The sequence below is a fragment of the Cupriavidus phytohabitans genome, assembly GCF_017815025.1.
GTDB lineage: Bacteria > Pseudomonadota > Gammaproteobacteria > Burkholderiales > Burkholderiaceae > Cupriavidus.
In genome coordinates this window covers 79,317-104,208 of sequence record NZ_JAGIQB010000013.1, presented here as the reverse complement: position 1 = coordinate 104,208, position 24,892 = coordinate 79,317, and the positions used below count along the sequence as shown (strand labels likewise).

General features: G+C 67.9%; 29 protein-coding genes. 10 read left to right on the top strand and 19 right to left on the bottom strand.

Annotated elements, in window-relative coordinates; genetic code table 11:
* The 15 genes from soxX to J8I34_RS11425 form a co-directional block, all read right to left on the bottom strand.
* Entirely contained in the window at window positions 1–663 is a 663-nt protein-coding gene (gene soxX, locus J8I34_RS11495) for a sulfur oxidation c-type cytochrome SoxX (protein ID WP_209806083.1), read from the bottom strand.
* A gap of 19 nt (window positions 664–682) precedes the next feature.
* Window positions 683–1,510: a sulfur oxidation c-type cytochrome SoxA gene (gene soxA / locus J8I34_RS11490; RefSeq protein ID WP_209806082.1), complete on the bottom strand. Its 828-nt coding sequence runs from the start codon at window positions 1,508–1,510 to the stop codon at window positions 683–685.
* Between the two features lie 76 nt (window positions 1,511–1,586).
* Window positions 1,587–2,051 (bottom strand): DsrE family protein, encoded by a 465-nt coding sequence (locus J8I34_RS11485; RefSeq protein ID WP_029046636.1) that lies wholly within the window; start codon window positions 2,049–2,051, stop codon window positions 1,587–1,589.
* A 106-nt stretch (window positions 2,052–2,157) separates the two neighbouring features.
* A complete protein-coding gene (gene soxZ, locus J8I34_RS11480; protein ID WP_209761369.1) occupies window positions 2,158–2,469 on the bottom strand; it encodes a thiosulfate oxidation carrier complex protein SoxZ in 312 nt (103 codons plus the stop codon).
* Between the two features lie 59 nt (window positions 2,470–2,528).
* Entirely contained in the window at window positions 2,529–2,984 is a 456-nt protein-coding gene (gene soxY / locus J8I34_RS11475; RefSeq protein WP_209775855.1) for a thiosulfate oxidation carrier protein SoxY, read from the bottom strand.
* Between the two features lie 207 nt (window positions 2,985–3,191).
* Window positions 3,192–3,518, bottom strand: coding sequence for a c-type cytochrome (locus tag J8I34_RS11470; protein WP_035826540.1), 327 nt, complete (start codon window positions 3,516–3,518; stop codon window positions 3,192–3,194).
* 120 nt (window positions 3,519–3,638) lie between these two features.
* Window positions 3,639–4,682: a c-type cytochrome gene (locus J8I34_RS11465; protein ID WP_029046632.1), complete on the bottom strand. Its 1,044-nt coding sequence runs from the start codon at window positions 4,680–4,682 to the stop codon at window positions 3,639–3,641.
* Window positions 4,666–6,015 carry a sulfite dehydrogenase gene (gene soxC / locus J8I34_RS11460; protein WP_209806081.1) on the bottom strand — a complete coding sequence of 450 codons (1,350 nt, stop codon included), beginning with the start codon at window positions 6,013–6,015 and terminating at the stop codon, window positions 4,666–4,668. Before soxC ends, J8I34_RS11465 begins: the two co-directional genes overlap by 17 nt.
* A gap of 108 nt (window positions 6,016–6,123) precedes the next feature.
* Window positions 6,124–6,540 (bottom strand): ArsR/SmtB family transcription factor, encoded by a 417-nt coding sequence (locus tag J8I34_RS11455; protein ID WP_029046630.1) that lies wholly within the window; start codon window positions 6,538–6,540, stop codon window positions 6,124–6,126.
* 63 nt (window positions 6,541–6,603) lie between these two features.
* Window positions 6,604–7,530, bottom strand: a complete 927-nt coding sequence (locus J8I34_RS11450; protein ID WP_209806080.1) for an EamA family transporter — start codon at window positions 7,528–7,530, stop codon at window positions 6,604–6,606.
* A gap of 143 nt (window positions 7,531–7,673) precedes the next feature.
* Window positions 7,674–8,939: an NAD(P)/FAD-dependent oxidoreductase gene (locus tag J8I34_RS11445; RefSeq protein WP_209806079.1), complete on the bottom strand. Its 1,266-nt coding sequence runs from the start codon at window positions 8,937–8,939 to the stop codon at window positions 7,674–7,676.
* 14 nt (window positions 8,940–8,953) lie between these two features.
* Window positions 8,954–9,319, bottom strand: coding sequence for a c-type cytochrome (locus J8I34_RS11440; protein ID WP_209806078.1), 366 nt, complete (start codon window positions 9,317–9,319; stop codon window positions 8,954–8,956).
* A gap of 161 nt (window positions 9,320–9,480) precedes the next feature.
* On the bottom strand, window positions 9,481–10,320 hold the full coding sequence (locus tag J8I34_RS11435) for a BON domain-containing protein (RefSeq protein WP_209806077.1): 840 nt from the start codon (window positions 10,318–10,320) through the stop codon (window positions 9,481–9,483).
* Between the two features lie 54 nt (window positions 10,321–10,374).
* The gene (locus J8I34_RS11430) at window positions 10,375–10,962 is read right to left on the bottom strand and encodes a phosphoheptose isomerase (RefSeq protein ID WP_029046626.1); all 588 of its coding nucleotides are present in this window, start codon (window positions 10,960–10,962) and stop codon (window positions 10,375–10,377) included.
* Between the two features lie 53 nt (window positions 10,963–11,015).
* Complete coding sequence (locus tag J8I34_RS11425) at window positions 11,016–11,411, bottom strand: YraN family protein (RefSeq protein WP_029046625.1); 396 nt, start codon at window positions 11,409–11,411, stop codon at window positions 11,016–11,018.
* Window positions 11,412–11,426: 15 nt separating this feature from the next.
* Here J8I34_RS11425 and rsmI point away from each other — a divergent pair, with 15 nt between their 5' ends.
* A complete protein-coding gene (gene rsmI / locus J8I34_RS11420; RefSeq protein ID WP_209806076.1) occupies window positions 11,427–12,335 on the top strand; it encodes a 16S rRNA (cytidine(1402)-2'-O)-methyltransferase in 909 nt (302 codons plus the stop codon).
* 88 nt (window positions 12,336–12,423) lie between these two features.
* Here the strand turns inward: rsmI and J8I34_RS11415 are convergent, their stop codons facing one another.
* A complete protein-coding gene (locus tag J8I34_RS11415; protein ID WP_029046623.1) occupies window positions 12,424–13,191 on the bottom strand; it encodes a septal ring lytic transglycosylase RlpA family protein in 768 nt (255 codons plus the stop codon).
* A gap of 294 nt (window positions 13,192–13,485) precedes the next feature.
* On the opposite strand from J8I34_RS11415, the gene J8I34_RS11410 reads away from it, so the two are divergent.
* The 3 genes from J8I34_RS11410 (at window position 13,486) to J8I34_RS11400 (ending at window position 15,239) form a co-directional block, all read left to right on the top strand.
* Window positions 13,486–14,136 carry an MBL fold metallo-hydrolase gene (locus J8I34_RS11410; RefSeq protein WP_209806075.1) on the top strand — a complete coding sequence of 217 codons (651 nt, stop codon included), beginning with the start codon at window positions 13,486–13,488 and terminating at the stop codon, window positions 14,134–14,136.
* A gap of 4 nt (window positions 14,137–14,140) precedes the next feature.
* Window positions 14,141–14,797 (top strand): 3'-5' exonuclease family protein, encoded by a 657-nt coding sequence (locus tag J8I34_RS11405; protein WP_029046621.1) that lies wholly within the window; start codon window positions 14,141–14,143, stop codon window positions 14,795–14,797.
* 208 nt (window positions 14,798–15,005) lie between these two features.
* Window positions 15,006–15,239 carry a hypothetical protein gene (locus J8I34_RS11400; protein ID WP_029046620.1) on the top strand — a complete coding sequence of 78 codons (234 nt, stop codon included), beginning with the start codon at window positions 15,006–15,008 and terminating at the stop codon, window positions 15,237–15,239.
* Window positions 15,240–15,319: 80 nt separating this feature from the next.
* Here J8I34_RS11400 and arsC read toward each other — a convergent pair whose 3' ends face one another.
* A complete protein-coding gene (arsC, locus tag J8I34_RS11395) occupies window positions 15,320–15,679 on the bottom strand; it encodes an arsenate reductase (glutaredoxin) (RefSeq protein WP_029046619.1) in 360 nt (119 codons plus the stop codon).
* Window positions 15,680–15,857: 178 nt separating this feature from the next.
* On the opposite strand from arsC, the gene J8I34_RS11390 reads away from it, so the two are divergent.
* Window positions 15,858–16,427 (top strand): GNAT family N-acetyltransferase, encoded by a 570-nt coding sequence (locus J8I34_RS11390; protein ID WP_209806074.1) that lies wholly within the window; start codon window positions 15,858–15,860, stop codon window positions 16,425–16,427.
* A gap of 160 nt (window positions 16,428–16,587) precedes the next feature.
* Here J8I34_RS11390 and J8I34_RS11385 read toward each other — a convergent pair whose 3' ends face one another.
* Together J8I34_RS11385 and J8I34_RS11380 are read right to left on the bottom strand one after the other, a co-directional pair.
* Entirely contained in the window at window positions 16,588–17,865 is a 1,278-nt protein-coding gene (locus J8I34_RS11385) for a M20/M25/M40 family metallo-hydrolase (RefSeq protein ID WP_209806073.1), read from the bottom strand.
* 53 nt (window positions 17,866–17,918) lie between these two features.
* Complete coding sequence (locus J8I34_RS11380; RefSeq protein ID WP_029046616.1) at window positions 17,919–19,187, bottom strand: allantoate amidohydrolase; 1,269 nt, start codon at window positions 19,185–19,187, stop codon at window positions 17,919–17,921.
* 395 nt (window positions 19,188–19,582) lie between these two features.
* Here J8I34_RS11380 and J8I34_RS11375 point away from each other — a divergent pair, with 395 nt between their 5' ends.
* From J8I34_RS11375 to J8I34_RS11355, 5 genes are all read left to right on the top strand, one after another.
* Entirely contained in the window at window positions 19,583–20,986 is a 1,404-nt protein-coding gene (locus J8I34_RS11375; RefSeq protein ID WP_029046615.1) for a C4-dicarboxylate transporter DctA, read from the top strand.
* Between the two features lie 47 nt (window positions 20,987–21,033).
* Window positions 21,034–21,726, top strand: coding sequence for a GntR family transcriptional regulator (locus J8I34_RS11370; RefSeq protein WP_029046614.1), 693 nt, complete (start codon window positions 21,034–21,036; stop codon window positions 21,724–21,726).
* A gap of 616 nt (window positions 21,727–22,342) precedes the next feature.
* Window positions 22,343–23,146, top strand: coding sequence for an SDR family oxidoreductase (locus J8I34_RS11365; protein WP_029046613.1), 804 nt, complete (start codon window positions 22,343–22,345; stop codon window positions 23,144–23,146).
* A gap of 54 nt (window positions 23,147–23,200) precedes the next feature.
* Window positions 23,201–23,986 carry an enoyl-CoA hydratase-related protein gene (locus tag J8I34_RS11360; protein ID WP_029046612.1) on the top strand — a complete coding sequence of 262 codons (786 nt, stop codon included), beginning with the start codon at window positions 23,201–23,203 and terminating at the stop codon, window positions 23,984–23,986.
* Between the two features lie 55 nt (window positions 23,987–24,041).
* Window positions 24,042–24,890, top strand: a complete 849-nt coding sequence (locus tag J8I34_RS11355; protein ID WP_209806072.1) for a crotonase/enoyl-CoA hydratase family protein — start codon at window positions 24,042–24,044, stop codon at window positions 24,888–24,890.
* The last annotated feature ends 2 nt before the right edge of the window (window positions 24,891–24,892 follow it).

Below are 24,892 nucleotides of genomic sequence, written 5' to 3'. Positions count from 1 at the left end.
TTACTGGTTGACCGGCGAGGCCGGGTCGAGCAGCAGCGCCATCACGTCGCGGATCTGCGCCTCGGTCAGGATGCCCTTGTGGCCGAAGCGCGGCATGTTGGAGCAGGCGGAATAGGCGTTCGAATCCCAGATCTTGCCCCAGGTGTACTTGATGACTTCCTGCGAGTTGCCGCGCAGCTTGCCGTACTGGTACAGCGACGGGCCGATATTGCCGAACGAGATCTCGGCCTTGGTCATCTGGTGGCAGGCGTAGCAGTTGCCGCCGTTGGTGCCGCCGACCTGGTCGGTGAACTGCATGCCGCGGCCGTTCTGGGCGACCTTCTCGCCTTCCTTCCAGTCGCCGAGCCAGTTGCTGTCGGCGGGATATTTCACCTGCTTGAGCTCGGCGGCCTCGATCTTCTTCGCCACCTTGCCCGGCACCTTGCTGCGGTCCGGGTACTGGCTGCAGGCCTGCTGCATGGCGTCCTGGTTCAGCACGCCCTCCACGGTGGCCGGCCCCCTGGACGAGAACGAATCCTCGATCAGGTGCTTCATGTCGGCGTTGCTGACGGTGACGGGCTTACCCTTGGCGGGGCGGGCCTTCGCATTGTCCTGCGCGTACGCGCCGGTTGCCAGCAGGGTGGCCAGGGCCGCGACGGCCAGTGCCTTGGTGTGTCGTTGCATGTTGTCTCTCCCGTACTGGTCAGCGCTTCATCGCCGGGCCATCGTAGGTGCCGCCATTGGCGTTCTTTGCCAGGAACATGGTCAGCGCGGTGATCACGTCCGAGCCATAGGCGGGTTCGGGAAAGCGTTGCTGGCGCAGGCAGTCGTACAGGCGATGCTGCATCGAGCGGACCTCGCCCTGCGACACGCGGTAGGCCGGCCAGGTGGTGTAGGCAGCCTGCGCGCCCTTGTCGGTCAGCAGGTTGGGCAGGTCCTGCAGGCGGATGCGCTGGCCGTCGACCGCATGGCAGGTGGCGCAGGCAAAGTCATAGGCGCCGCCGCGGTAGAAGAACATCTTCTGGCCGAGGGCGTAGGTGCGCTTCTCTTCCGGGTGGTTGAGCTGCACGTTCATTTTCACGCCGCGCGATTCGCCGGTCAGGTAGGCGACCAGGCGTTCGATATCGGACGGCTTGCCCGAGGCCGAGAACGGGTTCCTGGTCGCTTCTTCTTTCATGAGGCCCTGCAGCGTCACGCGGCACCAGGCCAGCCGCTGCTCCAGGTCCATCACCTTGTTGGCGTCCTTGAAGTAGCGCGGCAGCTCGGCGTAAGCGCCCTTGGTCACGCCCGGGCCCTTGCCCAGGTCGCACTGCTCGAGCGAGGCGTTCTTCGGGCCGGCCGGCTTTTTCCACAGCTCTTCACCGGCGGCTTCCCACAGCTCGGCGGGATTGCCTTCGGCCAGCATCTGCCGGTACTTGGCGATTTCGTCGGCGGTGCTGCCCTGCGCGTGCACGGCGGCAGCGCCTGCGGCCGCCGCGGTGGCGGCCAGGGCCAGCGCAGCGCGCCGGGCCAGGCTTCGGATCGGTTTCATGGGGCTTCTCCTCGCGGCCGCGCCTCGGGACGGGCCGTTCTTCTCTTGTCTTGCCTTCAGGCACCGCCAGCCCGGCTCAGGGCTTGATATAGGCGTAACCTTCCTCGGCCTGCAGGCGGGCGATCTCGACCACACCGGCCTGTACTACTTTTGCTTCCATCAACAGCTGCGATTCGGTAATCCTGCGTGCGGTCAGCGTATTGCGGCACACGCGGAACTCCACGCCTTCGGCGGCCAGCGCGCCCACCGGGCTCTCGAAGCTGTTGCCGCGCGCATCCTTGGCGCCTTCAAGCAGGAAATCGATGCCGTAGCCGAACGCGACCACCACGATCCTGGTGCCGGGGGCGCCATTCAGGTGGTTGCGCAGATTGCCCATCGCGCGCACCGCCTGATCGATGCCTTCCGACAACTGGTACACCACCTTCACTCGCCCGCCCTTGCCGGCGCCGGCCGGCGTCGACTGGCCGGATTGTGCAGAGGCCTTTGCCGCCAGGCCGATGGCTGCCAGGGCCGCCGATGCTCGAATAAACGCTCGCCGCATAATGCTCCTTCCGGCCGGGTCCGTCCCGGCATTTCGCCCCGAACCTTAGCAGAGGACGGCGCGGCGTGCCGGCAACATGTCGGGCAACGGCCGGGATCGCGCGGCCTCAGGCGATGGTCGCTTCGTCGGTGCGCTTGTCGCCCTTGTTGTCGACCCAGGTCACGGCGACCTTGTCGCCCTTGGCGCCGCCCTTGAACTTGAAGTTCAGGAACGGGTCCTTGGACACCGCCGGGCCGAACTGGGCGCGGAACACTTCCTTGCCCTTGCACTGGGCGGTCACGGTCTGGATATGCCAGGCCGGAATGACCTTGCCGGACGCATCCTTGCGCTGGCCGGTCTCCATGTCGTGCTTCATCAGGATCTTTACATCAACCACGCCGCCGTTCTCGGTGGCGCGTACGCGCATCGGGTCTGCCATGTGTTTCTCCGGTTGCAGTTGGCGGAAATCTCGGTAACGGGGGTGAGGGCGTGCCGGCGTCAGCCGCCGCAGCCGCCCAGCGTGACCTTGATTTCCTTCGATGCCACGTACCACTTGCCGCCGGCCTTGACCGCGGCGTGCACCACCGAGGTCTGGCCCATCTTCACGCGCGTGGAGACGAACGGTTCGGTGCCGGCCGGGATGATGAAGTCGGCGGCCAGGGTATTGGGGTTCTTTTCCACCAGGATCGCGATCTGCTCGGTATCCGGGATGGTGCTGGTCACGGCCACCGGCACCACGGCGCCGTTCTCGGCGATGTCGGGGGCGTTGAAGGTGATGGCGGTGCTTTTCTCGGTGCCGCTGCCGCCGAGCGCCTTGATCACGTCGGCAACGCTCTTGCCGTCAAAGGCGGCCTTGTTCCACTCGGCCGCCTGCGCCTCGCTGATCAGGCCGGTGGCGGCCATCAGCGACAGGACAGCGGTGACCCGCAGCACTTCTCGTCGTTTGGAATTCATGTCTTTGCTCTCCGGCTACTCCGTCCCAATCGGTTTGCGTGACCGCTTTGGCGGTACTCGTTGGTGTGTCTGTCCAGCTTGTGCCCTGCTTGTACTGCGTGTGTCCTGCTCGCGGCCGGTACATTGCCGGCCGCTGGATCTGTCCGGGTCGGGTCGGCTTGCGCCGTACGGCCCGCATCGATGGACTGCCCCTGGGGCGGTCAGGCTTTACTTGGCGGGCGCGCCTGCGAGCACCCACTCGACCACGGTCTTCAGGTCGGCGTCGCTGATGGCGGCGTTGGCCGGCATCGGCACCGGGCCCCAGACGCCCGAACCACCGCTCTTGACCTTCTTGCTCAGGGTCGCCAGGGCGTTCTTGTCGCCCTTGTACTTGGTGGCGACTTCCTTGTAGGAAGGACCGACCAGCTTCTTGTCGACCTGGTGGCAACCCATGCAGGCGTTCTTGTTGGCGATCTCCTGTGCCTTGGCGGCATCGACCGCGTGGGCCGATGCGGCGGCGCCCAGCATCAGCGCTGCGATGACAAACTGCTTCATTGTTAAGCTCTCCAAGCTCTGTAAAGCCGTGGGGACGGCAAAGGCCGCTCGGCACGTACTGCAAACGGCTTCGCGGCATACACCGGCCGCCGCCTCGGGGGCACTGCGGCGGCCAGCCCGCTATTTTGCCTCAAGAATCCACCCCACCATGGCATGGACGTCCGAATCGGGAATCTGCGGCTGCGGCGGCATCGGCACGCTGCCCCAGGCGCCCTGCCCGCCTGCCTTGACCTTCCTGGCCAGCGCGGCGTGCGCGTCCTGGCCCTTGTACTTGCCGGCGATGTCCGCGAACGAAGGGCCGACCAGCTTCCTGTCCATCGCGTGGCAGGCCACGCACTGGTACTGGCTGGCCAGCCTGGCGCCGGCCGGCGCGGGCAATGAAGCGTCTGATGCCGCACTCGCAGGCGCCGTCGAGCTTGCTGCCACGCCAACGCCGCGTACCGGGCCAAAGGCGCGCTGCTGCTGCGCCAGGTCGCCGTGCGCGCCGCGGGCATGGTCAGGCATCGCCGAGGCGATCGAAACCTGCCCCGAGCAGTCCTTCATGCAGGCGGTATTGCGCGTGTCCGGGCGGCCGCGGCCGGGCCACAGGCCGTGGTTTGTGGTCATGCCGTCGCGGTTGGGCATGTGCGCCTGCACCCTGGCGATGTTGGCGTCCGACAGCGTGAAGTCGGCCGGCACGATTTCGCCCAGGTGCAGCATGTAGGCGGTGACGGCATAGACCTCGTCGACGGACAGGCTCTTGGGCGCATTCCACGGCATGGCGCGGTGGATGTAGTCCCACAGCGTACTGACCGTGCTGACCTTCATCAGCGTGGTGCGATACGGCTGGTTGCCAGTCATGGCGGCGACGCGGCCGCGCCTGATGTCCTCGGCCGTGGTGCCGCCGACCAGCGGTGTGAAAACCTCGTTGGACTCGCCGAAATCGCCGTGGCAGGACGCGCACTTGCCGTCCCAGACCTTCTGCCCTTGCGCCACGGTGCCGCTGCCCTTGGGCAGGCCCTTGAAATCCGGGCGCACGTCGATATCCCAGGCGGCCACTTCGGCCGGGGTGGCGGTGCGGCCAATTGCCGCACGAGCGTCGGCCGTGGCGGCGGCCCAGCATGGCGCCACGCAGGCGGCAGCCAGCGCCAGCATGGCGGCGCAGCGTTCAGCCCACGTGGACATTGGACACCTCCCCGCCCGCTGCCACCTGCCAGCTCTGGATCGCGTTGTTGTGATAGATCGAGCGCGTGCCGCGCACGGCGCGCAACTGGGCCATCTTCGGCTGCACGTAGCCGGTCTCGTCGATGGCGCGGCTCTGCAGGATCGCGGGACCGCCGTCCCAGACCCAGTCCAGGTTGAAGCGCGTCAGGCACTTCGACAGCACCGGCGATTCCAGCCGCGCGGTGCGCCAGTTGCGGCCGCCGTCGACCGAGACATCGACCCGCGTAATGCGCCCGCGCCCCGACCATGCCAGCCCGCTGATGTTGTAGAACCCCTTGCCCACCAGCTGCTGGCCGCCCGACGGCGTGGTGATCACTGACTTGCACTCCTGGATCGAGGTGTACTGGCGCAGCTTGCCGTCCGGCATCATGTCCACGTAATGGATGGTCTCGTCCTTGGCGTTCCACGGCCGGTCGCCGAGTTCAAGCCGGCGCAGCCACTTGACCCACGACACGCCCTGCACGCCCGGCACGACCAGCCGAAGCGGGTAGCCGTTCTCGGGGCGCAGCATCTCGCCGTTCATGCCCCAGGCGACGATGATCTCGTCGGCCAGCTCCATCGGGATGGTGCGGGTCATCGACGAGCCGTCGCCGCCCTCTGCCAGCAGGTAGCGGCCGCGGCGCAGGTCGGCGCCGGCATCATCCAGCAGTACCCTGAGCGGCACGCCGGTGAACTCGCAGCACGACAGCATGCCGTGCGAGTACTGCACCGTCGGCACGGCGACGTTGCCCCACTCCATGCCCGTATTGGCGCCGCACTCGATGAAATGCATGCGCGATACCGCCGGCAGGCGCATCAGGTCGTCCATGGTGTAGACGCGCGGCGCGCGCACCAGGCCGTTGATCATCAGGCGGTGGCGGGCCGGGTCGATATCGTGCCAGCCCTGGTGGTGGCGCTCGAAATGCAGGCCGTTGGGGGTGATGATGCCGAAGAAACCCTGCAGCGGCGCGAACGCGACCGACGCCGCCGCTACGCGCGTCAGGCCCGGCGACTCGCGCCGGGTCAGGTTTTTCTCATGGACCGAGGGCTGGCCATAGGGCCGGGCCGCGACCGACTGGCCGAGCGAAGTGGCCCAGGGCTGGGGCTCCAGGATGGCGGGATCGCCGTCCGCCGCCAGCGCGTGCCGGCCGGCCGTGGCGGCGGTGATGCCTGCCGCGGCGCCGAGGAAGCTCTTGCGCAGGAAATCCCGCCGCGGCGCGTCCAGGCCGTGCCGGCCGATGTCCTGCTGCAGCGATGCGCTGACGAAGTGCTCGGGCGCGGGCACGATGCGCCCGGGCCGGTTCCGTTCCTGCAATGCCGTCTCCTCCGGCAGCTTGCGTCCGTGGGGCCGCGCCGCCTTTTATTCGTGCCGCCGCGCGCCTCGCGCGACAGCGATCGATGGGCCGGAAGAGCCGGATCGCGTTCAGCCTGCTGCCCGGCGCCTGCGCGCGGGCGTTGCCTCGGGCTGCGCCATGAAGCGGTCGACTGCCCCGGAGGCCAGAGCGTTGTCCTCCAGCCGGCTGGCCACCTGCACGCACACGGTGCGGCACAGCTCGATCACGCTTTCGTCAGCAATCGCGTAGAAGACCAGGTTGGCTTCCTTGCGGCGCGACAGCACGCCCGAGCGGTACATCGCGTTGAGATGCCGCGACACGTTGGTCTGCGACGAACCCACCGTCTCGACCACCGTGCTGACCGGCTTCTCGCCATCGCACAAGGCGTGCAGGATCTTCAGCCGCGTTGGCTCCGCCAGCAGGCTGAAGTAGCCCGACACCTTCTCGAATACGCGATCCAGCTCTTCCATGCCGTCCAATATATTCGTATATGCGTGAGTGCGCATATAGTGTTTACCCAATGATGCAGAACAGCATGATTGGTGCCCGGCATGGCTGCCCGGCACCAATCATGGTTTGCCAGCGGCGCCCCTGCTGGTTGCCTGTCTGCGCATCAGCGCCCTGCCCACCCACAAGCGCTGGCCGAACACATTGAGCAGCAGGCCGGCCATCACCACCGCCGCGCCCGCCCATTGCGCCGGCGACAGGTGCTCGCCCAGCAGCACATGCGCCGACACCAGCCCCACCACCGGCACCAGCAGCGTCAGCGGCGCCACCTGGCTGGCGGGATAGCGCGTCAGCAGCCGGCCCCACATGGTGTAGCCAAACACGGTGGCGGCAAAGGCCAGATACGCCACGGCGAGCATGCCCATGGCCGACACATGCGTGACGCTCTGCACGATGCGGGCCGGCCCCTCCACCCACAGCGACAGCAGCGCGAACGGCACGATCGGCACCAGCGCGCCCCAGATCACCAGTCCCAGCAGGTCGACCGGCCCGATCTTCTTGCTGACGATATTGCCGCTGGCCCAGCAGAACGCCGCGCACAGCGTCAGCACGAAGCCGGCCACGCTCATGCCGCCGGCGCTGGCGGCGGCACCCGAGCCGATCAGCGCCAACCCGGCCGCGGCCACCGCCATGCCGGCGATGTTGTGCCAGCGCACCGGCTCGCCCAGCCACAGCGCGGCGATCGCCAGCGTGAAGAACGCCTGCGACTGGAGCACCAGCGAAGCCAGCCCGGCCGGCATGCCGACCGCCATCGCGTAGAACAGGAAGGCGAACTGGCCCAGGCTGATGGTCACGCCGTACGCCAGCAGCAGGCGCCACGGCACGCGCGGGCGCGGCACGAGGAAGATGGCGGGGAAGACCACCAGCAGGAAACGGAGCGCGCCGAGCAGCATCGGCGGCACGCCCGCCAGCCCTACCTTGATGACGACGAAGTTGACACCCCAGACGCAGACGATGGCGAGGGCGAGGAGACGGTCTCTGGCTTGCATGGCGGGGGCAGGCGTAATGGCGATGGGGAGTGGCGATCAAACCCCCAGCCTACCAGCCGCCCCGCTCCCGGCATTGCACGTTCTTGCGGTTTTGTCATGGGGCGCTCCTGGCAGTGCCCCGAACTGCCTGTGCCGCCGATGCCCTATCCCAGCATCTCCGACCAGATGCCCTTGGCCCACGACAGCGCGTACACCCCCTCCAGCGTAGTGGGCGCTTCCGACAACCCACCCGAGCCCGGCACGGTCAGCATGGTCTTCTGGGCGGCATCGTAGCGGTGCACGCTCGCCACATGCACCGCCTCGCGGTCCGAGGTGAAGCTGTAGCAGGTGTTGTTATAGAGCGGCTGCGGGTCCGGCGCGCGGCCCGATAGCAGCGCGACGATCGCCGCTGCCGCCACCTTGCCATGCTGGTTGGCCATATGGCCGGACTTGGGCATCAGCGGCGCGATCTGGATGGCGTCGCCGATCACATGGATATTGGGCGCCGCGCGCGACTCGAAGGTGACGAAATCGACCTCGCACCACTTGGCGTTGGCCGTGGCCAGTCCGGTCGCCACCGCGATCGCGCCCGCGCGCTGCGGCGGCAGCACGTTGATCACGTCCGCGCGCACATCCTCCTGCACCTCGAACTTGAGCGTGCGCGTGGCCGGGTCGACATCGACCGTGTTGTACTGTGGCCGGTACTCGACCATGCCGGCGTACTGCCCCGCCCATACCTTGCGGAACAGTCCGGCCTTGGAGGTGATGTCCGGGTTGGCGTCCAGGACCAGCAACTTGCTGCGCGGCTTGTGCTGCTTGAAATAGTGCGCAACCTGGCAAACACGCTCGTACGGGCCGGGCGGGCAGCGGTACGGCGCCGTGGGGATGGTGATGGCGTAGGTGCCGCCGTCGGGCATCGCCTCCAGCTGGCGGCGCAGCGCCACGGTCTGCGGGCCGGCCTTCCAGGCGTGCAGCACCTGGTCGCCGCCGGGCCGCTTCAGGCCGGGCAGCGCGTCGCTCATCAGGTCGATGCCAGGCGACAGCAGCAGCCGGTCGTAGCGCAGCGTGCCGCCGCCGGCCAGCCGCACCGTGCGCTTGCCGGGATCGATGGCGGCGGCGGTGTCGCGCACCAGCTTGACGCCGTGGCGGCGCACCAGCTGGTCGTAAGGCAGCGTGATCTCGGCCATCTGCCGGCTGCCGCCGATCACCAGGTTGGACAACGGGCAGGAAATGAACGCAGGATTGGGTTCGACCAGCGTGACTTCGATGGCGTTGCCGCTCCACTCGCGCAGGTAGCGCGCGGCGGTGGCGCCGCCGTAACCGCCGCCGATCACCACCACCCTGGCCGGCGCCGCGGCCCTCGCCGCGCGCACGCCCATCGAGCCCAGCACCGTGGCGCCGGCGGCGCCCAGGAAATGTCGTCGTTGCATGGCGTTTTCCCCCCTCAACGCACGTTGGCGAACCATGCCGCGATCGCGGCGAGCTGTTCGTCGGTGTAGCCCCTGGCGATCTGGTGCATCACCGTGGCCGGGCGCGTTCCGGAACGGAACGCCTGCAACTGCGCCAACAGTTCGGCCTGCTGGCGCCCTGCCAGCGACGCAATGGTGCTGCCTTCGGGCGCTCGGCCGGATGGGCCATGACAGCTGGTGCAGGCAGAGGCATGGGCGCGCACATGCTGGGCCGCCGGGGCGGAGGCCGCGGGCTCGGCCGACAGCGCGGGCTCGGCCGACAGCGCGGGCTGGGCGCCGCAAAGCGCCGAGACCAGCAGTGCCAGCCGCACGAACACAGCGGGCCGGGGGATGGTTGTCATGGTCTCGCTCCGTGTGGGGTGCCGGGCGCCGGCATCGGCAAGATGCCTGCGGGCGTGGCAACCGTATCACATCGTGTGCGGACGGTGTGCAGTGAAAACCGCAGATGGAAAAACGGCGCCCGCATGCGCGGGCGCCGTGGCGCGTCGGCGAGCGAGCCCGCTCAGGGCAGGTTCCGGCCCGGCGGCAGGGCAACCGGCGAGGCAGCCGGCGAGCTCACCGGGCTGGTAGTCGCCTGGCTTGGCGTGCTGGCCGGCGCATCGACCGGACCGCCCACGCCCGGCACCGACTGCACCGGCGCCGGCGTGCCGATGTTGCCGTCGATCGACGGGTTCTGCGCCGTCGAGGCCGCATCCAGGCGCGCGCGCTCGGTGTCGTTGACGTAGTCGAACGCCTTGACCACCTTGGTCACGCCGGAGGCATTGCGCGCCACGTCGGTGGCGCGGTCGCCTTCCTGCTGGGTGACCACGCCGAGCATGTAGACCACGCTCTTCTCGGTGGTGATCTTGATCGAGTTCGACGGCACGCCGTCGGCTGTCATCAGCAGAGTCTTGACCTTGCTGGTCAGGTACGCGTCCTGGCTCTGCGTCATGAAGCCGGGCGAATTGACCACCTCAAGCTCGTTGATCACCACGCGCGCATTCTGCAGGCCGCGCACATATTGCTCGACCTGCTGCTTGACGCTGTCATTGCTGGCCTCGCCCGTGAGCAGCACCTTGCGGTTGAACACGGTCACGTTGACGCGGGCCTGGCCGCTGTAGCGCGAGTTGATGGTGCTCTCCGCTTCCATCTGCAGGCCGCGGTCGACGGTCTGGGTAGCGGCCGGACGGCGGTCGGTAGCCATGGTCACGCCGGTGCCCACGGCGCCGGCGATCACGGGAAAGCAGCCGGCCAGGTGGGTGGCGGAAACCAGCACCGCCGCGGCGGTCAGCGTGGCGCGAAGGATGCGGCCGGTGCCGGCGGCGCCGGTCCGGGTTTCAGGCGTAGTGGGCAGGTTCGTCATGCGGTCCTTGCTGTGGCTGGATGTTGGGAATGGGAGTGCGGGACGATTGCGGGCTCAGGCTTCCCCGAGCAATGCCTCGTCGATGCCGTCGCACAGGCAATGCAGCGTCAGCAGGTGCACTTCCTGAATGCGTGCGGTGCGCTCGCTCGGCACGCACACGTGGATATCGAATTCGTCGAGCAGGCCGCCGATGACGCCGCCGCCCTTGCCGGTCAGAGCAATCACGGCCATCTCGCGCTGGCGCGCCGCCTCGATCGCCGCGATCACATTGGCCGAGTTGCCCGAGGTGGAAATCGCCAGCAGGATGTCGCCGGGCACGCCCAGCGCCTCGACCTGCTTGGAAAACACCTTGCTGAAGTCATAGTCGTTGCCGATCGCGGTCAGGATCGAGCTGTCGGTGGTCAGTGCCATCGCCGCCAGGCCCGGCCGCTCGCGCTCGAAGCGCCCCACAAGCTCGGCCGCGAAATGCTGCGCATCGGCCGCCGAGCCGCCGTTGCCGCACGCCAGGATCTTGTTGCCGCTGGTCAGCGCGCCGACCATGCGTTCCACGGCGGCGTCGATATAGGGGGCCATTACCGCCGCGGCCTGTTGCTTGGTCTCGGCGCTGTCTAGGAATTGTTGCTGGATACTCTCGATACTCATGGCTCTGTGGCCTTTCATTGGCAGTTACGCGCCACCTTGCGCGCCAGCGCGCATTATGAACCAGCCGCTGCGGCATCCAGGTCGAACGCGTGCTGCAACCACTCCAGACGCCCCGGCTCCAGCGCCACCACGTCGAAGCGGCATGGCGGCAGCTGCGCCAGCGTGGCGAGGTAGTGGGCCGCGGCCAGCAGCACGCGGCGCTGCTTGGCCGGCGTGACGCTGGCGGCAGCGCCGCCGAAACCGCGTCCGCTGCGCTGCCGCACCTCCACGAACACCAGCGTGCCGTCCGGCGCGCGCATCACCAGGTCGATCTCGCCGCCTTTGCAGCGATAATTGCGGACCACGGGCTGCAGGCCCTGGCGCCGCAGGTGCGCCAGCGCCCGGTCCTCCGCCCGCATCCCGCGCGCCTGCGCGTCGCTCGGCTGCGTGGTGGATTTGAATGATGGCATCGACGGAAGTTCTCAATGAGTGACTGGATCTCGCTGGCGGCTAGCCAGTCGTACCCGGGCGGCACGCTGTATGTCGTGGCCACGCCCATCGGCAATGTCGCGGACCTGTCGCTGCGGGCGCTGCATGTGCTCGGCCTGGCCGACGCGGTGGCCTGCGAAGACACCCGCAATACGGCCCAGCTGCTGTCGCGCGTGGGCCTGCAGCGGCCGCTGGTGGCCGTGCACGAGCACAACGAGCGCGAGGCTGCCGGCCGCATCGCCGCGCGGCTGGCCGCGGGGGAGCGTATCGCCTATGTCTCGGACGCCGGCACGCCGGGCATATCGGACCCGGGCGCGCGGCTGGTCGAGGCGGTGCGCGCCGCCGGCCACCCGGTGGTGCCCCTGCCCGGCCCCAGCGCCGCGGTGGCCGCGTTGTCGGTGGCGGGCGACATGCTCGATACGGGCGAAGGCCGTTTCACCTTCGTCGGCTTCCTGCCGAGCAAACCCAAGGCGCGTGGCGAGGCTATCGCGCGGCTCGCCGCGCTGGACCATGCCTGGGTCTGCTATGAGGCGCCGCACCGCATTGCCGACACGCTGGCCGCGCTTGCCGCCGGACTGCCGGGCGAGCGCCGGCTGCTGATCGGGCGCGAATTGACCAAGCTGTTCGAGGACATCGCGGTGGTGACCGCGGCGCAGGCACCGGCATGGCTGGCGGCCGACCCGAACCGGGCCAAGGGGGAATTCGTGCTGGTGGTGGAAGGCGCCGGCGGCGATGCGGCCGCGGACGGTGCGCCCGATGCCGAGGCGCAGCGCGTGCTGGGGCTGCTGCTGGCGGAACTGCCGGCCAAGCGCGCCGCCAAGCTGGCGGCCGCGATCACCGGTGCCAGCACCGGCGCGCTCTACCAGCTGGCGCTGGCGCAACGATCCGGCGATAGCGGAGACTGAAGCCGCCCGGGCGACGACGCCGGGGCGATGCGGGGAAAGTAACGGAGAGGTGTCAGCGCGCGGTGGCATGCATCGGGCGCTGCCGGTCTCAGCGGCGCTTGCGCTTGACCGCCTTGCCGCTGGCCTTGGTTGCCTTGCGCGCCTTGGCGGGCGCCAGCGAGTTGGCGAGTTCGGGCACGGACACATCGTCGTCACCGGTGCCATCGCCGGCCTCGGTGCCGCCGGCATCGAACTGCGGGCCCAGCGCCGCGACTTCGGTGCGCGTCAGCCGGCGGATCTCGACGTTGACCGCGCCGCGCTCGACGAAGCCAAGCCGGCGCGCGGCGCCGTAGGACACGTCCAGCACGCGGTTGCCGTGGTACGGACCGCGGTCGTTGATACGCAGCACCGCGACCTTGTTGTTGCGCAGGTTGCGCACCAGCACCCAGCTGTCAAGCGGCAGCGAAGGATGGGCGGCGGTCATCGCGCGCATGTCGAAGCGCTCGCCATTGGCGGTCTTGCGGCCATGGAAGCCCTTGCCGTACCAGGATGCGACGCCGCGCTGCTCGAACGTGCCGATGTCTGCGCGCAGGCCGTCAAGCGAACTGCCGCTGCGGCCTTCGTCCGCGTCGTAGCCGAACAGGTTCCAGCTGCCGCCTTCGGACGATGCGCGGGCGCTCTTGTCCGCCTCGTTGCGGGCGGCCTTGCCGGCGTTCTTCGCGGCGCGCGTAGGCACCGCGTTCGACGTATCGGCGACGTCCGCATTGTCGCCCCCGGGGGGCGTGGCACAAGCGGCCAGCACCAGGGCGCATGCAGTGCATGTCCCGAGCTTGGCCAGCCGTTGCCAGCGCTTGGTGAGGGCGGTCAAATTCAGCATGGGCGCGAGTCTAGCATTGACTACTGCTGACTATCTCTTTCATTTTGTTACGAAATCTGTTCGATCTCGCACGAACGGGGACGATCCTGCCCGCGATCCACGGTGTGGCAAGGGATTGCGGGGGGTCGGGCTATTTTGTAACGGAGTGCCTTAAAAGGCATATTACGGTATGCGCCGCAACAATTTTCCGCCCGGCGCTACAATGCAAAGCATGAATGCCCGGCAGCTTTTCGCCGCTGCCGAGGCGCGTGCGGCGCGCTGTGAAAATGCCGCAACGATCACAAAAATACACCGATGAAAGTCCTCCTTATCCCGGTCACCCCCTTCCAGCAAAACTGTTCGCTGCTGATCGACGAAAGTACCGGCACCGCTGCCGTCTGCGATCCGGGCGGCGACCTCGAACGCATCCGCGAAGCAGTCCGGGAGCAAGGGGTGACGCTGCAGAAGATCTTCCTGACGCACGGCCACGTCGACCACTGCGCCGGTGCCGCGGCGCTGGCGCGCGAATTCGGCATCCCCATCGAAGGGCCGCAGCAGGACGAACGCTTCTGGATCGAGCAGCTGCCCGAACAGACGCGGCGCTTCGGCTTCGGCCATGCGGAAAGCTTCGAGCCTGACCGCTGGCTGGAGAACGGCGACACCGTGCAGTTCGGCAACGAAACGCTGGAGGTCTACCACTGCCCGGGCCACACGCCCGGCCACGTGGTGTTCTTTTCGCGCCCCAACAAGCTGGCGGTGGTGGGCGACGTGCTGTTCGCCGGCTCGATCGGCCGCACCGACTTCCCGCGCGGCAACCATGCCGACCTGGTCCGCTCGATCCGCACGCGGCTCTGGCCGCTGGGCGAGGACGTGACCTTCATTCCCGGCCACGGCCCGGTTTCGACCTTCGGCGAGGAGCGCCGCAACAACCCCTTCGTGGCGGACCACCTGATCGACGTGGGCTGACGCCATGGCCAAGCGACAGGCGCCCGACACCCGGCCGGAAATCTACGTCAGCACCGACGTCGAGGCCGATGGCCCCATTCCGGGCCCGCATTCGATGCTGTCGTTCGCTTCGGCCGCCATGCTGGCGGACAAGACTGTGATCGGCACGTTTTCGGCGAACCTGGAGACGCTGCCCGGCGCCGCGGGGCACCCGGTGCAGATGCAGTGGTGGCAGACCCAGCCCGAGGCCTGGAGCGCCTGCCGGCGCGACCTGCAGCGCCCGGAGGACGCCATGGTGCGCTACGTGGAGTGGGTCGAGAGCCTGCCCGGCAAGCCGGTCTTCGTGGCCTTCCCGGCCGGCTTCGATTTCACCTGGATGTTCTGGTACATGATGCGCTTCGCCGGGCGCTCGCCGTTCGGCTGGGCCGCGCTGGACATCAAGACGCTGGGCTTTGCGCTGACGGGCCGGCCTTACCGCAAGACCGTGAAGGCGGCATTCCCAAAGGAATGGATGGATCCGCTACCCCACACCCATGTGGCGCTGGACGATGCGCTGGAACAGGGCGCGCTGTTCTGCAACATGCTGGCAACGCAGCGCGCGCGGGAAGCGGCTCTGGCCGGCCTGGCGCCAGCCATGGATGATAGCGCGAGCGAGTCCTCACAACCTGATCCAAAGCCATGAGGCGTTGCTGCAGCGCAGCGTGTCCCGCGGCACGCCCCTTGCAGACCGCGCTCACGCATCTGCCGCCAACCCGCCTATAGTAGAAGCGGATGTGGCGCACCGGGCGAAACGAGCCAACCGATTATTCGGCGCACTTGCGCAACCCGCCACCATCCGCCTGACCGATGATGCCCGGAGCCGCGCGGCGCCCGCCGAGGAGGTGTCGATCATGCGTTTTCCTACCGACCTGCACTTGAGAGACCTGGCCGGCCGGATTCACTGGCCGCATGGGTCGCACGCGAAGGGCGCCACGCCCATCACCCATCACCACACCTCGGATGAAGACGCCGAAGTCGCCAAGGCCACCCTGTACGTCAGTACGGTGACGCTGGTAGTGCTGCTGGTCGTGCTCGCGGCCATTGCTTTCGGTCAGGAGGCCATGCACTGGCTGGGTGTTCATTGAACGACCCGCCTGAAGCAGTTTGTCTCGCAGACCGGCCGGCCCCCACAGTTCGTGGGGGCCGGTTCTATTCCGGGCCCGCTTCAGGCCAGCAGCGGCACCACGTTCTCGGGCGGCCGGCCGATGACGGCGCGCCGGTTGCGCACGACCACGGGGCGCTGCAGCAGGATCGGGTTGTCGGCCACGGCAGCCAGCAGCTCGGCATCGGTCAGGCCCGGGTCGGCCAGGCCCAGTTCCGCGTACGCCGCCTCGTTGTCGCGGATCATCTCGCGCACCGGCACGCCCAGCATTGTGTTGAGCTGGCGCAGCGTCGCCACCGATGGCGGGTTCTTCAGGTACTCGACGATTTCCACTGGCTCGCCAAGGCGCCCGGCGGCTTCCTCGACCATGGCAAGCGTCTCGCGCGACTTGGAGCAGCGGGGGTTGTGGTAGATCGTGATCATGGCAGGTGTCCTTTCTTGTTGATGCGCCCTGAACTGGGGCGGTGGCACTAATGCGGTGCAAATCCAACGGCACTATATACAACGTATCAGGCTGCGCGCAGGCACAAAGACGCAAGTGTCGGGCACGCATCCTGCGTTGCCCCAGGTCCATGCATCCGGCCACTGGCCTGCGCTCCCGATGACCACCGCCTCCCTCCGCCCCATCGCCGCGCGCAAGCCGTTCACGCTGCGCGACGCCACCGCCTCGGACGTCCCGGCCATCCACGCCATCTATGCGCACCATGTCCTGCACGGCCGCGCTTCCTTCGAGGAAGTGCCGCCGACCGTCGACGACATGCAGCTGCGCTTCGCCGAGGTGCGCCGCAAGAACCTGCCCTACCTGGTCGCCGAGCGCGATGGCGCGGTGCTGGGCTACGCCTATGCATCGGCCTACCGCGCCCGCAGCGCCTATCGCTTCGCCATCGAGGACTCGATCTATATCGACCACCGCTGCGTTGGCGAGGGTCTGGGACAGGCGCTGCTCGCCGAGCTGGTGGCGCAGTGCGAAACCGGCCCGTGGCGCCAGATGGTCGCGGTGATCGCTTGTACCGCGGGCGGCGAAGGCGCCGGCTCGCTGGCGGTGCATGAGCGGCTGGGCTTCCGGACCGTGGGCCGGCTGGAAGCGGTCGGCTTCAAGCATGGGCAGTGGATCGATACGGTGTTGATGCAGCGGATGCTGGGGGCGGGAGCGGATACGCTGCCGGAATAGGCAAAAGCGGCGGAAGCTGCCGCCGCGATCTCAGCTCACGCGGACCCGAACGCTCCGCCGGACAGTTGCCTGGCCCCTTTCGCATACAAAAAAACGCCACGGCCAAAGCCGTGGCGTTTCTGTCGCCGATCCATCACCGGCGCGCAAATTCCTTCTCCGCTTACTTCATCAGGTCGGACAACGCCAGTGCCACCACCTTGGTCGCGCGGTTCAGGTCGTTCAGGCGCAGGTTCTCGTCCGAGTTATGGCCGCGCGCTTCCATCAGCGTGCGCGGGCCGGCTCCGTACAGCACGGTCGGGATGCCGCGCTTGGTGTAGTGGCGGGCGTCGGTGTAGAGGGGCACGCCCTGCACCGGGATTTCCACGCCGAACACCGACTCGGCACGGCTCTTCAGCGCGCCGATCAGCTTCTCCACGCCCGGCAGTTCCGACAGCGGCTCGGCCAGGATGATGCGCTCGACCTTCACTTCGATGCCCGGGCGGTCCTTGGCGGCCTTCTCGACCACGGCGCGGATCTCGCCTTCGGCGTCAAAGCCGATTTCCTCGGGGATCATGCGGCGGTCGACGCGGAAGGTCACCAGGTCCGGCACCACGTTGGTGTTGATGCCGCCCTTGATCAGGCCGACGTTCAGCGTGGCGGTGTCGATGCCCGGCACCTTCGACTTGCGCGTGGCCAGCTCGGCGCGCAGGCCGTAGATGGCCTGCAGGATGTGGGTGGCGGCCTCGATCGCGTCGACGCCGGTGTGCGGCATGGCAGCGTGTCCCTGCTTGCCCTTGACCGTCACTTCGACGTGCAGGCAGCCATTGTGCGACGAGGTGATGCCATACGAGAAGCCCGCCGAGATGGCGTAGTCGGCCTTGCTCAGGTTGTTGTCGAGCAGGAACTTGGGACCGATATCGCCGCCGGTTTCCTCGTCATAGGTGAACTGCAGCTCGACCGCGCCGTTGATCTTCGCGCCCTGCTTCTCGGCTTCCATCAGCGCCAGCACCGCGTAGGTATAGGTAGCGAAGTCAGACTTGGACACCGCCACGCCGCGGCCGTACATGACCGGGCCGTGTTCGCTGTCGGCGCTATCGACAATTTCGCCGCCGTACGGGTCCTTGGTCCAGCCCAGGCCCGGGGGCACCACGTCGCCGTGGGCGTTCATGGCGATGGTCGGGCCGCCCGTGCCGAACTGCTTGCGCACGATCAGGTTGGTGGCGCTGATCATGCCGGCGGCCTGCACCTGCGCGTCGGGCACCTTGTGCGCCTCCACCGTGAAGCCCAGGCCCTCCAGCAGTTCCTTGGCGCGCTTGCCGTGGGCATCGCAATCGCCGGCCGGGTTGTCCGAAGGCACCTTGACCAGCTCGGCCAGGAAGGCTTCCTGCTGCGGGCGGTGCTGGTCGATGAACTGCGTCAGCGTGGTTTCGATGGGGTTCATATTGTCTCGTGCGGTCATGACTTGTTCTCGTAACTTCTCAGGAGGGTTCGGGTGGGCTTCCGGGCGCTGGCTTACTGCTGCAGCCGGAAGTGCTCGACGAAATCGCTGAACACGCGCGCGGACAGTGCTGCGTCCTCCGCGGTCATGGTTTCGGTGGGATGGTGGCTGATGCCGCCGTTGCCGCAGCGCACGAACAGCATGGCGACATCGGCGATGGCGGCAATGGCCATGGAGTCATGGCCGGCACCGGACGGCAGATGGCGCACCGGCACGCCCTGGCGGGCGATGGCGGCGGCCCATTGCTCTTGCAGCCACGGGGCGCACGGCACGCTGTTCGCCTCGTGGGTCTTGCGCACCTGCACGCGCACGTTGCGGCGCGCGCACACGCTTTCGATCTCGGCAAGCACGTCGTTGACGGCGGCCTCGCGCTCGGCGTCGATGCCCGAGCGAATGTCGATGGAGAACACCGCATGGCCCGGCACCACGTTGGTGGCGCCATTGGGCACGTTGAACTGGCCGACGGTGCCGACCAGGCCCGGCTTGCCGCCGCAGCGCTTCTCGATGTACAGGCCGATCTCGGCACCGGCCATGGCGGCATCGCGGCGCATGTCCATCGGCACCGTGCCGGCGTGGCCGGCCAGGCCTTCCAGCTCGACGATAAAGCGCGTGGCGCCGGAGATCGCGGTGACCACGCCGACCGGGAGGCCCTCGTTCAGCAGCACCGGACCTTGCTCGATATGCACCTCGATGAAGGCGGCGACCTTGCTGCGCTCATGCCTGGCGGCAGGCAGGTCGGCGGCGTCGAAGCCAGCCTCGCGCATCACTTCGCGCATGGTCTTGCCGCTGTCGTCGACGTTGTCCAGCACCTTGTTGTCGAAGGTGCCGGCAATGGCGCGGCTGCCCAGCAGCGTGGCCTTGAAGCGCACGCCCTCTTCCTCGGCGAAGCCGACCACCTCGAGCGCGAACGGGAAGCGCTTGCCCTGGCGGTTCCACTCCGCCACGCAGGCGATCGGCAGGATCACGCCCAGATTGCCGTCATAGCGGCCGGCGTCGCGCACGGTGTCGAAGTGCGAGCCGGTCAGCAGCGCCGGCGCGTCGGGCGTGGTGCCCTCGTAGCGGCCGATCACGTTGCCGGCGGCATCGCGCCGCACCGTCATGCCGGCCTGCTGCATCCATTCGGTCAGCTGCGCGGCGGCGCCGTGGTGGGCCTCGGTCAGGTAGGTGCGGGTGAGCATGCCGGGCTGCTCGGTGTGGACGGCCAGGGCATCGGCCCAGGCCATGATGCGCGTGCCTACCTCTGCGGCTGCCGGCAAACTGGCCGACGACGGATTTGCTGCCATGCGTGTCTCCTGCTGGAAGTCGTGAAAGCCGCGGCGGCGTGGCTGGCGAGGGTGCCAGTGCGGGCGGGGCGCCCATGGCCGAAGCTCTATTCTGTGCGATTCATGGTAGCACAGTGAATTCAAAAATTGCATACAAAAATGATATGCACTATATTCGGTTCCACGTTCAGACAATCCGCTGCGGACAATCCGGTCCGTACAACGGATTGCGTGGGTTCCGCCCCAACAGGGGGGCTGTCCACGCGGTGGCGCGCACCCGACCCGGAGCCCTGCCCGAGAACGTAAGGCCGGCAGCCCACCCAGCCGTCAGAGCAGTACGGGGCCGCCGGTGATTCCTGGATCGAAATGGGCCAGCCAGCGCACATGCGCAGGGCCGGCCCGGCACGGAGACAACCATGCAGCACGCAGTTCCCTCGCACCGCCCGGGCACCCCACGCCTGCACACCCGCTTTACCCGCTCGCTGTTCGGCCAGGTGCTGATCGCCCTGGTGATCGGCACGGCACTCGGTCTTGCCTTCCCCGAATTCGCCGCCAAGCTCAAGCCGCTCGGCGACGCCTTTATCAAGCTGATCAAGATGCTGATCGGCCCGATCGTGTTCTGCGTGGTGGTGGCCGGCATCTGCGGCGCCGGCGAGCTGAAGAAGGTTGGCCGCGTCGGCATCAAGGCGGTGGTGTATTTCGAGATCGTCACCACCATCGCGCTGGCGCTGGGCATCCTGCTGGCTTATGTGTTCCAGCCCGGCGTCGGCATGAACGTGGATCCGCGCTCGCTCGACGCGTCGGCCATTGCGGGCTTTATCGACAACGCCACCAAGGTCAAGGACCAGGGCACGGTCGACTTCCTGCTCAAGCTGATCCCCAATACCGTGTTCGGCGCCTTTGCCAACGGCGACGTGCTGCAGGTGCTGCTGGTGTCGATCCTGTTCGGCTGCGCGCTGTCGCTGGTGGGCGAGCCGGGCCGGCCGCTGGTCAAGCTGATCGATACGTTCTCGCACACGCTGTTCAAGATGATGGGCTTCATCATCAAGCTGGCGCCGCTGGGCGTGCTGGGCGCGGTGGCCTTCACCGTCGGCAAGTACGGCATCGGCTCGCTCAAGCAGCTGGGCTTCCTGGTGTTCCTGTTCTACGGCGCGGTGATCGTGTTCGTGCTGGTGGTGCTGGGCACCATCATGCGCGTGTGCGGCTTCTCGGTGATCAAGCTGATCCGCTACCTGCGCGCCGAGCTGCTGGTGGTGCTTGGCACCGCTTCGTCCGACAGCGTGCTGCCGCAGGTAATGAAGAAGCTGGAGTTCATGGGCATCAAGAAGTCGGTGGTGGGCCTGGTGATCCCGACCGGCTATTCGTTCAACCTGGATGCGTTCTCGATCTACCTGACGCTGGCTGCGGTGTTTATCGCCCAGGCCACCAACACGCCGCTGGCAATGGCCGACCTGCTCGGCATCCTGGCGGTGGCGCTGGTCACCTCCAAGGGCGCGCACGGCATCCCGGGCTCGGCCATCGTGATCCTGGCGGCGACGCTGTCGGCGCATCCGGCAATCCCGGCGATCGGCCTGGTGCTGGTGCTGTCGGTGGACTGGTTCATCGGCATCGCACGCGCGCTCGGCAACCTGATCGGCAACTGCGTGGCGACCGTGGTGGTGGCCGCGTGGGAGAAGGATATCGACCGCGAACGGGCGCGCGGCGTGCTCAACGGCACGATCGAGGCGACCGACCTGGATGCCGGCCTCGCCGCCATGGCGGATGACACTGCCGTGGCCGGTTCGCCCGCCGCCGTGCCGGGGACTGTCGCGGGGCGCTAGAATCACGGCATTTCCCCAACGCGCAGCCCCTGCGCAAGTGCGCTGCCATGCCCGAGCATATCGATCCCGACATGACCGCTGAAGCGATCGCCGACGACATCGTCGCGGCGATCGTCTCGCACCGCCTGCCGCCCGGCACCAAGCTGCGCGAGGAGGCGCTGGCCAGCGTCTACCGCGTCAGCCGCACCAAGGTGCGCGCGGCGCTGCTGATGCTGAGCAAGGACAAGGTCATCCAGATCGTGCCGGACAAGGGGGCGTTCGTCGCCAAGCCCAGCGCGGAAGAAGCGCGCGAGGTCTTCGCCGTGCGCCGCATCCTGGAAGCGGCGCTGGCGCGCGAGTTCGTCGCCAAGGCAACCGCGGCCGACTACAAACGCATCGACAAGCACCTGGCGGCCGAGCGCAAGTCGGTGGGCGGCAATGATGCGCAGGTGCGCACCCGGCTGCTGGGCGACTTCCATATCGTGCTGGCCGAAGTGGTCGGCAACAACGTGCTGACCGAGATGATGCGCGAGCTGTCGACGCGCAGCGCGGTCATCACCATGCTGTACCAGTCCCGGCGCGATGCGGCGTGCTCGTCGGACGAGCACCGCGAATTCATCGAGGCCGCGCGCGCGGGCGATGCCGAGCGCGCCGTCGCGCTGATGGTGGACCACCTCAGCCATGTCGAAAGCGCGCTGCATTTCGAGGAAACCGCGCCGGTGGCGCGAGGCAAGGACCTGGTCGCGGCGCTGCTGGCGTAGGACTCGGGCAGGCCGTTGAGCAGCGCTTGACGTTGGTCAAAGCGGCCTGGGCCGCGCCCGGGCACACTTGTCCTCGCCATGAAGACGCGGGGGCGCACTTCATGAGCACTCCGCCTTTCGCGCATCATCGCCGGAAGGCCGCCCGCACGCTGCAACGGTGTGCGGGCTTTCTTTTTTCTGAGGGCTGGCTTTTGCGGCGCTGAGCATCGGAGGCCAGCGGGTCCTCGCGAACAATGCCGCAGCGCGGCAAATTCCCTTTCCGGCCAATCACTTGCGCGAGCGCGTGCGGCTGCAATGCCGTGCGGGGTTGCGCACATTGACGCACCGCCTCCCTTCCATCGCTGACGAAACGCGGCCATAACCGAATGCGTGCTTCGGGTTAGGATCGCGAGGGCCCAACACAGAGGCCTGCGCCGCGACACCGCCGCGGACGCGCACCAGAACAACCGTCATGGAGACCCATCATGCGTGATCGCACCGCGCCCGCGCGGCCGTCCGGCCTGCGTTCGCACCCTCTCCCGGTTTTCATTTCCTGAGCGCCGCATCCGCAGGCTCCTCCTGCCTGCGGATGCGGCCGCCCCTCGCATTGCCTGACCATCGATCAAGAGGACTATCCATGCCCAGTGCCTTTCGCGCAGACGCCTTCGCCGGCAAGACTGTATTCATCGCCGGCGCTTCTTCCGGCATCAACCTCGGCATCGCGCACGGCTTCGCCCGCGCCGGCGCGAAGCTGGCGCTGATCAGCCGTACCGAGGACCGTATCCAGGCCGCCGCCGACGGCATCGCCGCCGCGGGCGGCACCGCGATCGGCATGGCGGCCGACGTGCGCGACTATGCCGCGGTGGAGGCGGCACTGGCGCGCACGCGCCAGGAGCTGGGGCCGATCGACGTGGTGATCTCCGGCGCCGCCGGCAACTTCCTCGCGCCGGTGGTTGGCATGTCGGCCAATGCGTTCAAGACCGTGGTCGACATCGACCTGCTCGGCACCTTCAACGTATTCCGCGCCAGCTTCGACTACCTGAGCAAGCCCGGTGCGTCGCTGATCGCCATCACCGCGCCGCAGGGCGTCAACGCCATGATGTTCCAGGCCCATGCCTGCGCGGCCAAGGCCGGCATCAACATGCTGATCAAGTGCCTGGCAATGGAGTGGGGCCCGGCCGGCGTGCGCGTCAACGGCATCTCGCCCGGGCCGATCGCCGATACAGAAGGCATGGCGCGGCTGGCGCCGACGCCCGAAGCCGAAGCGCGCTACAAGGCACGCCTGGCGCTGCGCGACTACGGCACCAAGGAAGATATCGCCGACGCCGCCATGTACCTGAGCAGCGACAACGCGCACTTCGTGACCGGCACCATCCTTGACTGCGATGGCGGCAGCAAGCTGGGTGACGCTTCGGCCGACGCGCTCAAGCCCATGCGCTGACGTGCGTCCCCAAAAAACTCAAGAGCAACCACAACGATACATGGAGAACCAACGATGACAGCATCCGTGCTCTACCAAACCAGCGCAGGCGTGGCGACGCTGACCCTGAACCGCCCGGACGTGCTCAACGCAATGAACGCCGACCTGATGCGCGAGCTGCGCGAAGGCGTGGACCGCGCCGCCGCGGATGCCCAGGTGCGCGCCGTGCTGATTACCGGTGCTGGGCGCGGTTTCTGCGCCGGCGCCGACCTGGCCGCGCGCCAGTCGGGCGGCAATGGCCTGCAGGATTCCGGCCAGATGCTGCGCGAGCGCTATCACCCGATCATCCTTGCGCTGCGCCAGATGCCCAAGCCGGTCATCACCGCGGTCAACGGCGTGGCCGCCGGTGCGGGCATGAGCCTGGCGCTGGCCGGCGACGTGGTGCTGGCAGCCCGCTCGGCCAGCTTCCTGCAGGCGTTCTCGAAGATCGGCCTGATTCCCGATGCCGGCAGCACCTACTTCCTGCCGCGCTACGCCGGCGAGATGCGCGCCCGCGCGCTGGCCATCCTGGCCGAGAAGATCGATGCCGAGGAAGCGCACCGCATCGGGCTGGTGTGGAAGGTCCATGACGATGCCGCGTTGCAGGATGAAGCCGGCAAGCTCGCGCAGCACCTTGCCACCATGCCGACGGCGGCCTACGGCATGATCAAGGAAGCGCTGAACCAGAGCTTCGGCAACGATCTCGCCGCGCAGCTGGAAGTCGAAGCCACGCTGCAGTCGCGCGCCAGCCGCAGCGACGATTGCAAGGAAGGCGTCGCCGCCTTCGTGGAGAAGCGCAAGCCGCAGTTCAAGGGCCGCTGAGCAGCGTCCTCGCCGTTTGCACCACACCCGGCATACCAACCCAAGGAGCCCGCGCATGAGCGCCAGCAGCAATGAACGGATCATCGTCACCATCGAAGGCGGCGTCGCCGACGTCCGCCTGAACCGACCCGACAAGATGAATGCGCTTGACCAGGCGATGTTCGACGCGCTGATCGAGACCGGCGAGCAGCTGGCCCGCATGCCGGACCTGCGCGCCGTGGTGCTGTCAGGTGAAGGCCGAGCCTTCTGCGCGGGCCTGGACATGGGCCGCATGGCCGGCATGCTGTCAGGCGATGGCGGCAGCAGCGAAAACGGCAGCGACGGCGACAGCATTGGCGGCGGACGGCTCGGCAAGCGCACCAACGGCATTTCCAACCGCCCGCAGTACGCCTGCATGGTGTGGCGCGAGCTGCCGGTGCCGGTGTTCGCGGCGGTGCACGGCGTGGCCTTCGGCGGCGGCCTGCAGGTGGCGCTGGGCGCGGATGTGCGCTACGTCGCGCCCGATACGAAGTTATCGGTGATGGAGATGAAGTGGGGCCTCGTGCCCGACATGGCCGGCATGGTGCTGACGCGCGGGCTGGTGCGCCCCGACGTGCTGCGCGAACTGGTCTACAGCGCGCGCGTGCTCAGCGGCACCGAAGCGTGCGAGCTGGGGCTCGCCACCTACGTCGCCGACGACCCGCGCGCCGCGGCGCTGGAAGCGGCGCGCCAGGTCGCGCAGAAGAGCCCGGATGCGATCCGCGCGGCCAAGCGGCTGATGGCGGTGGTCGAGCGCGGCGACAATGCCGCCATCCTGCAAGCCGAGTCGGATGAGCAGGACCGCCTGGTCGGCTCGCCCAACCAGCGTGAGGCGGTGCTGGCCAACATGGAGAAACGCGCGCCGCGATTTGACCCGGCGCGTTGAAG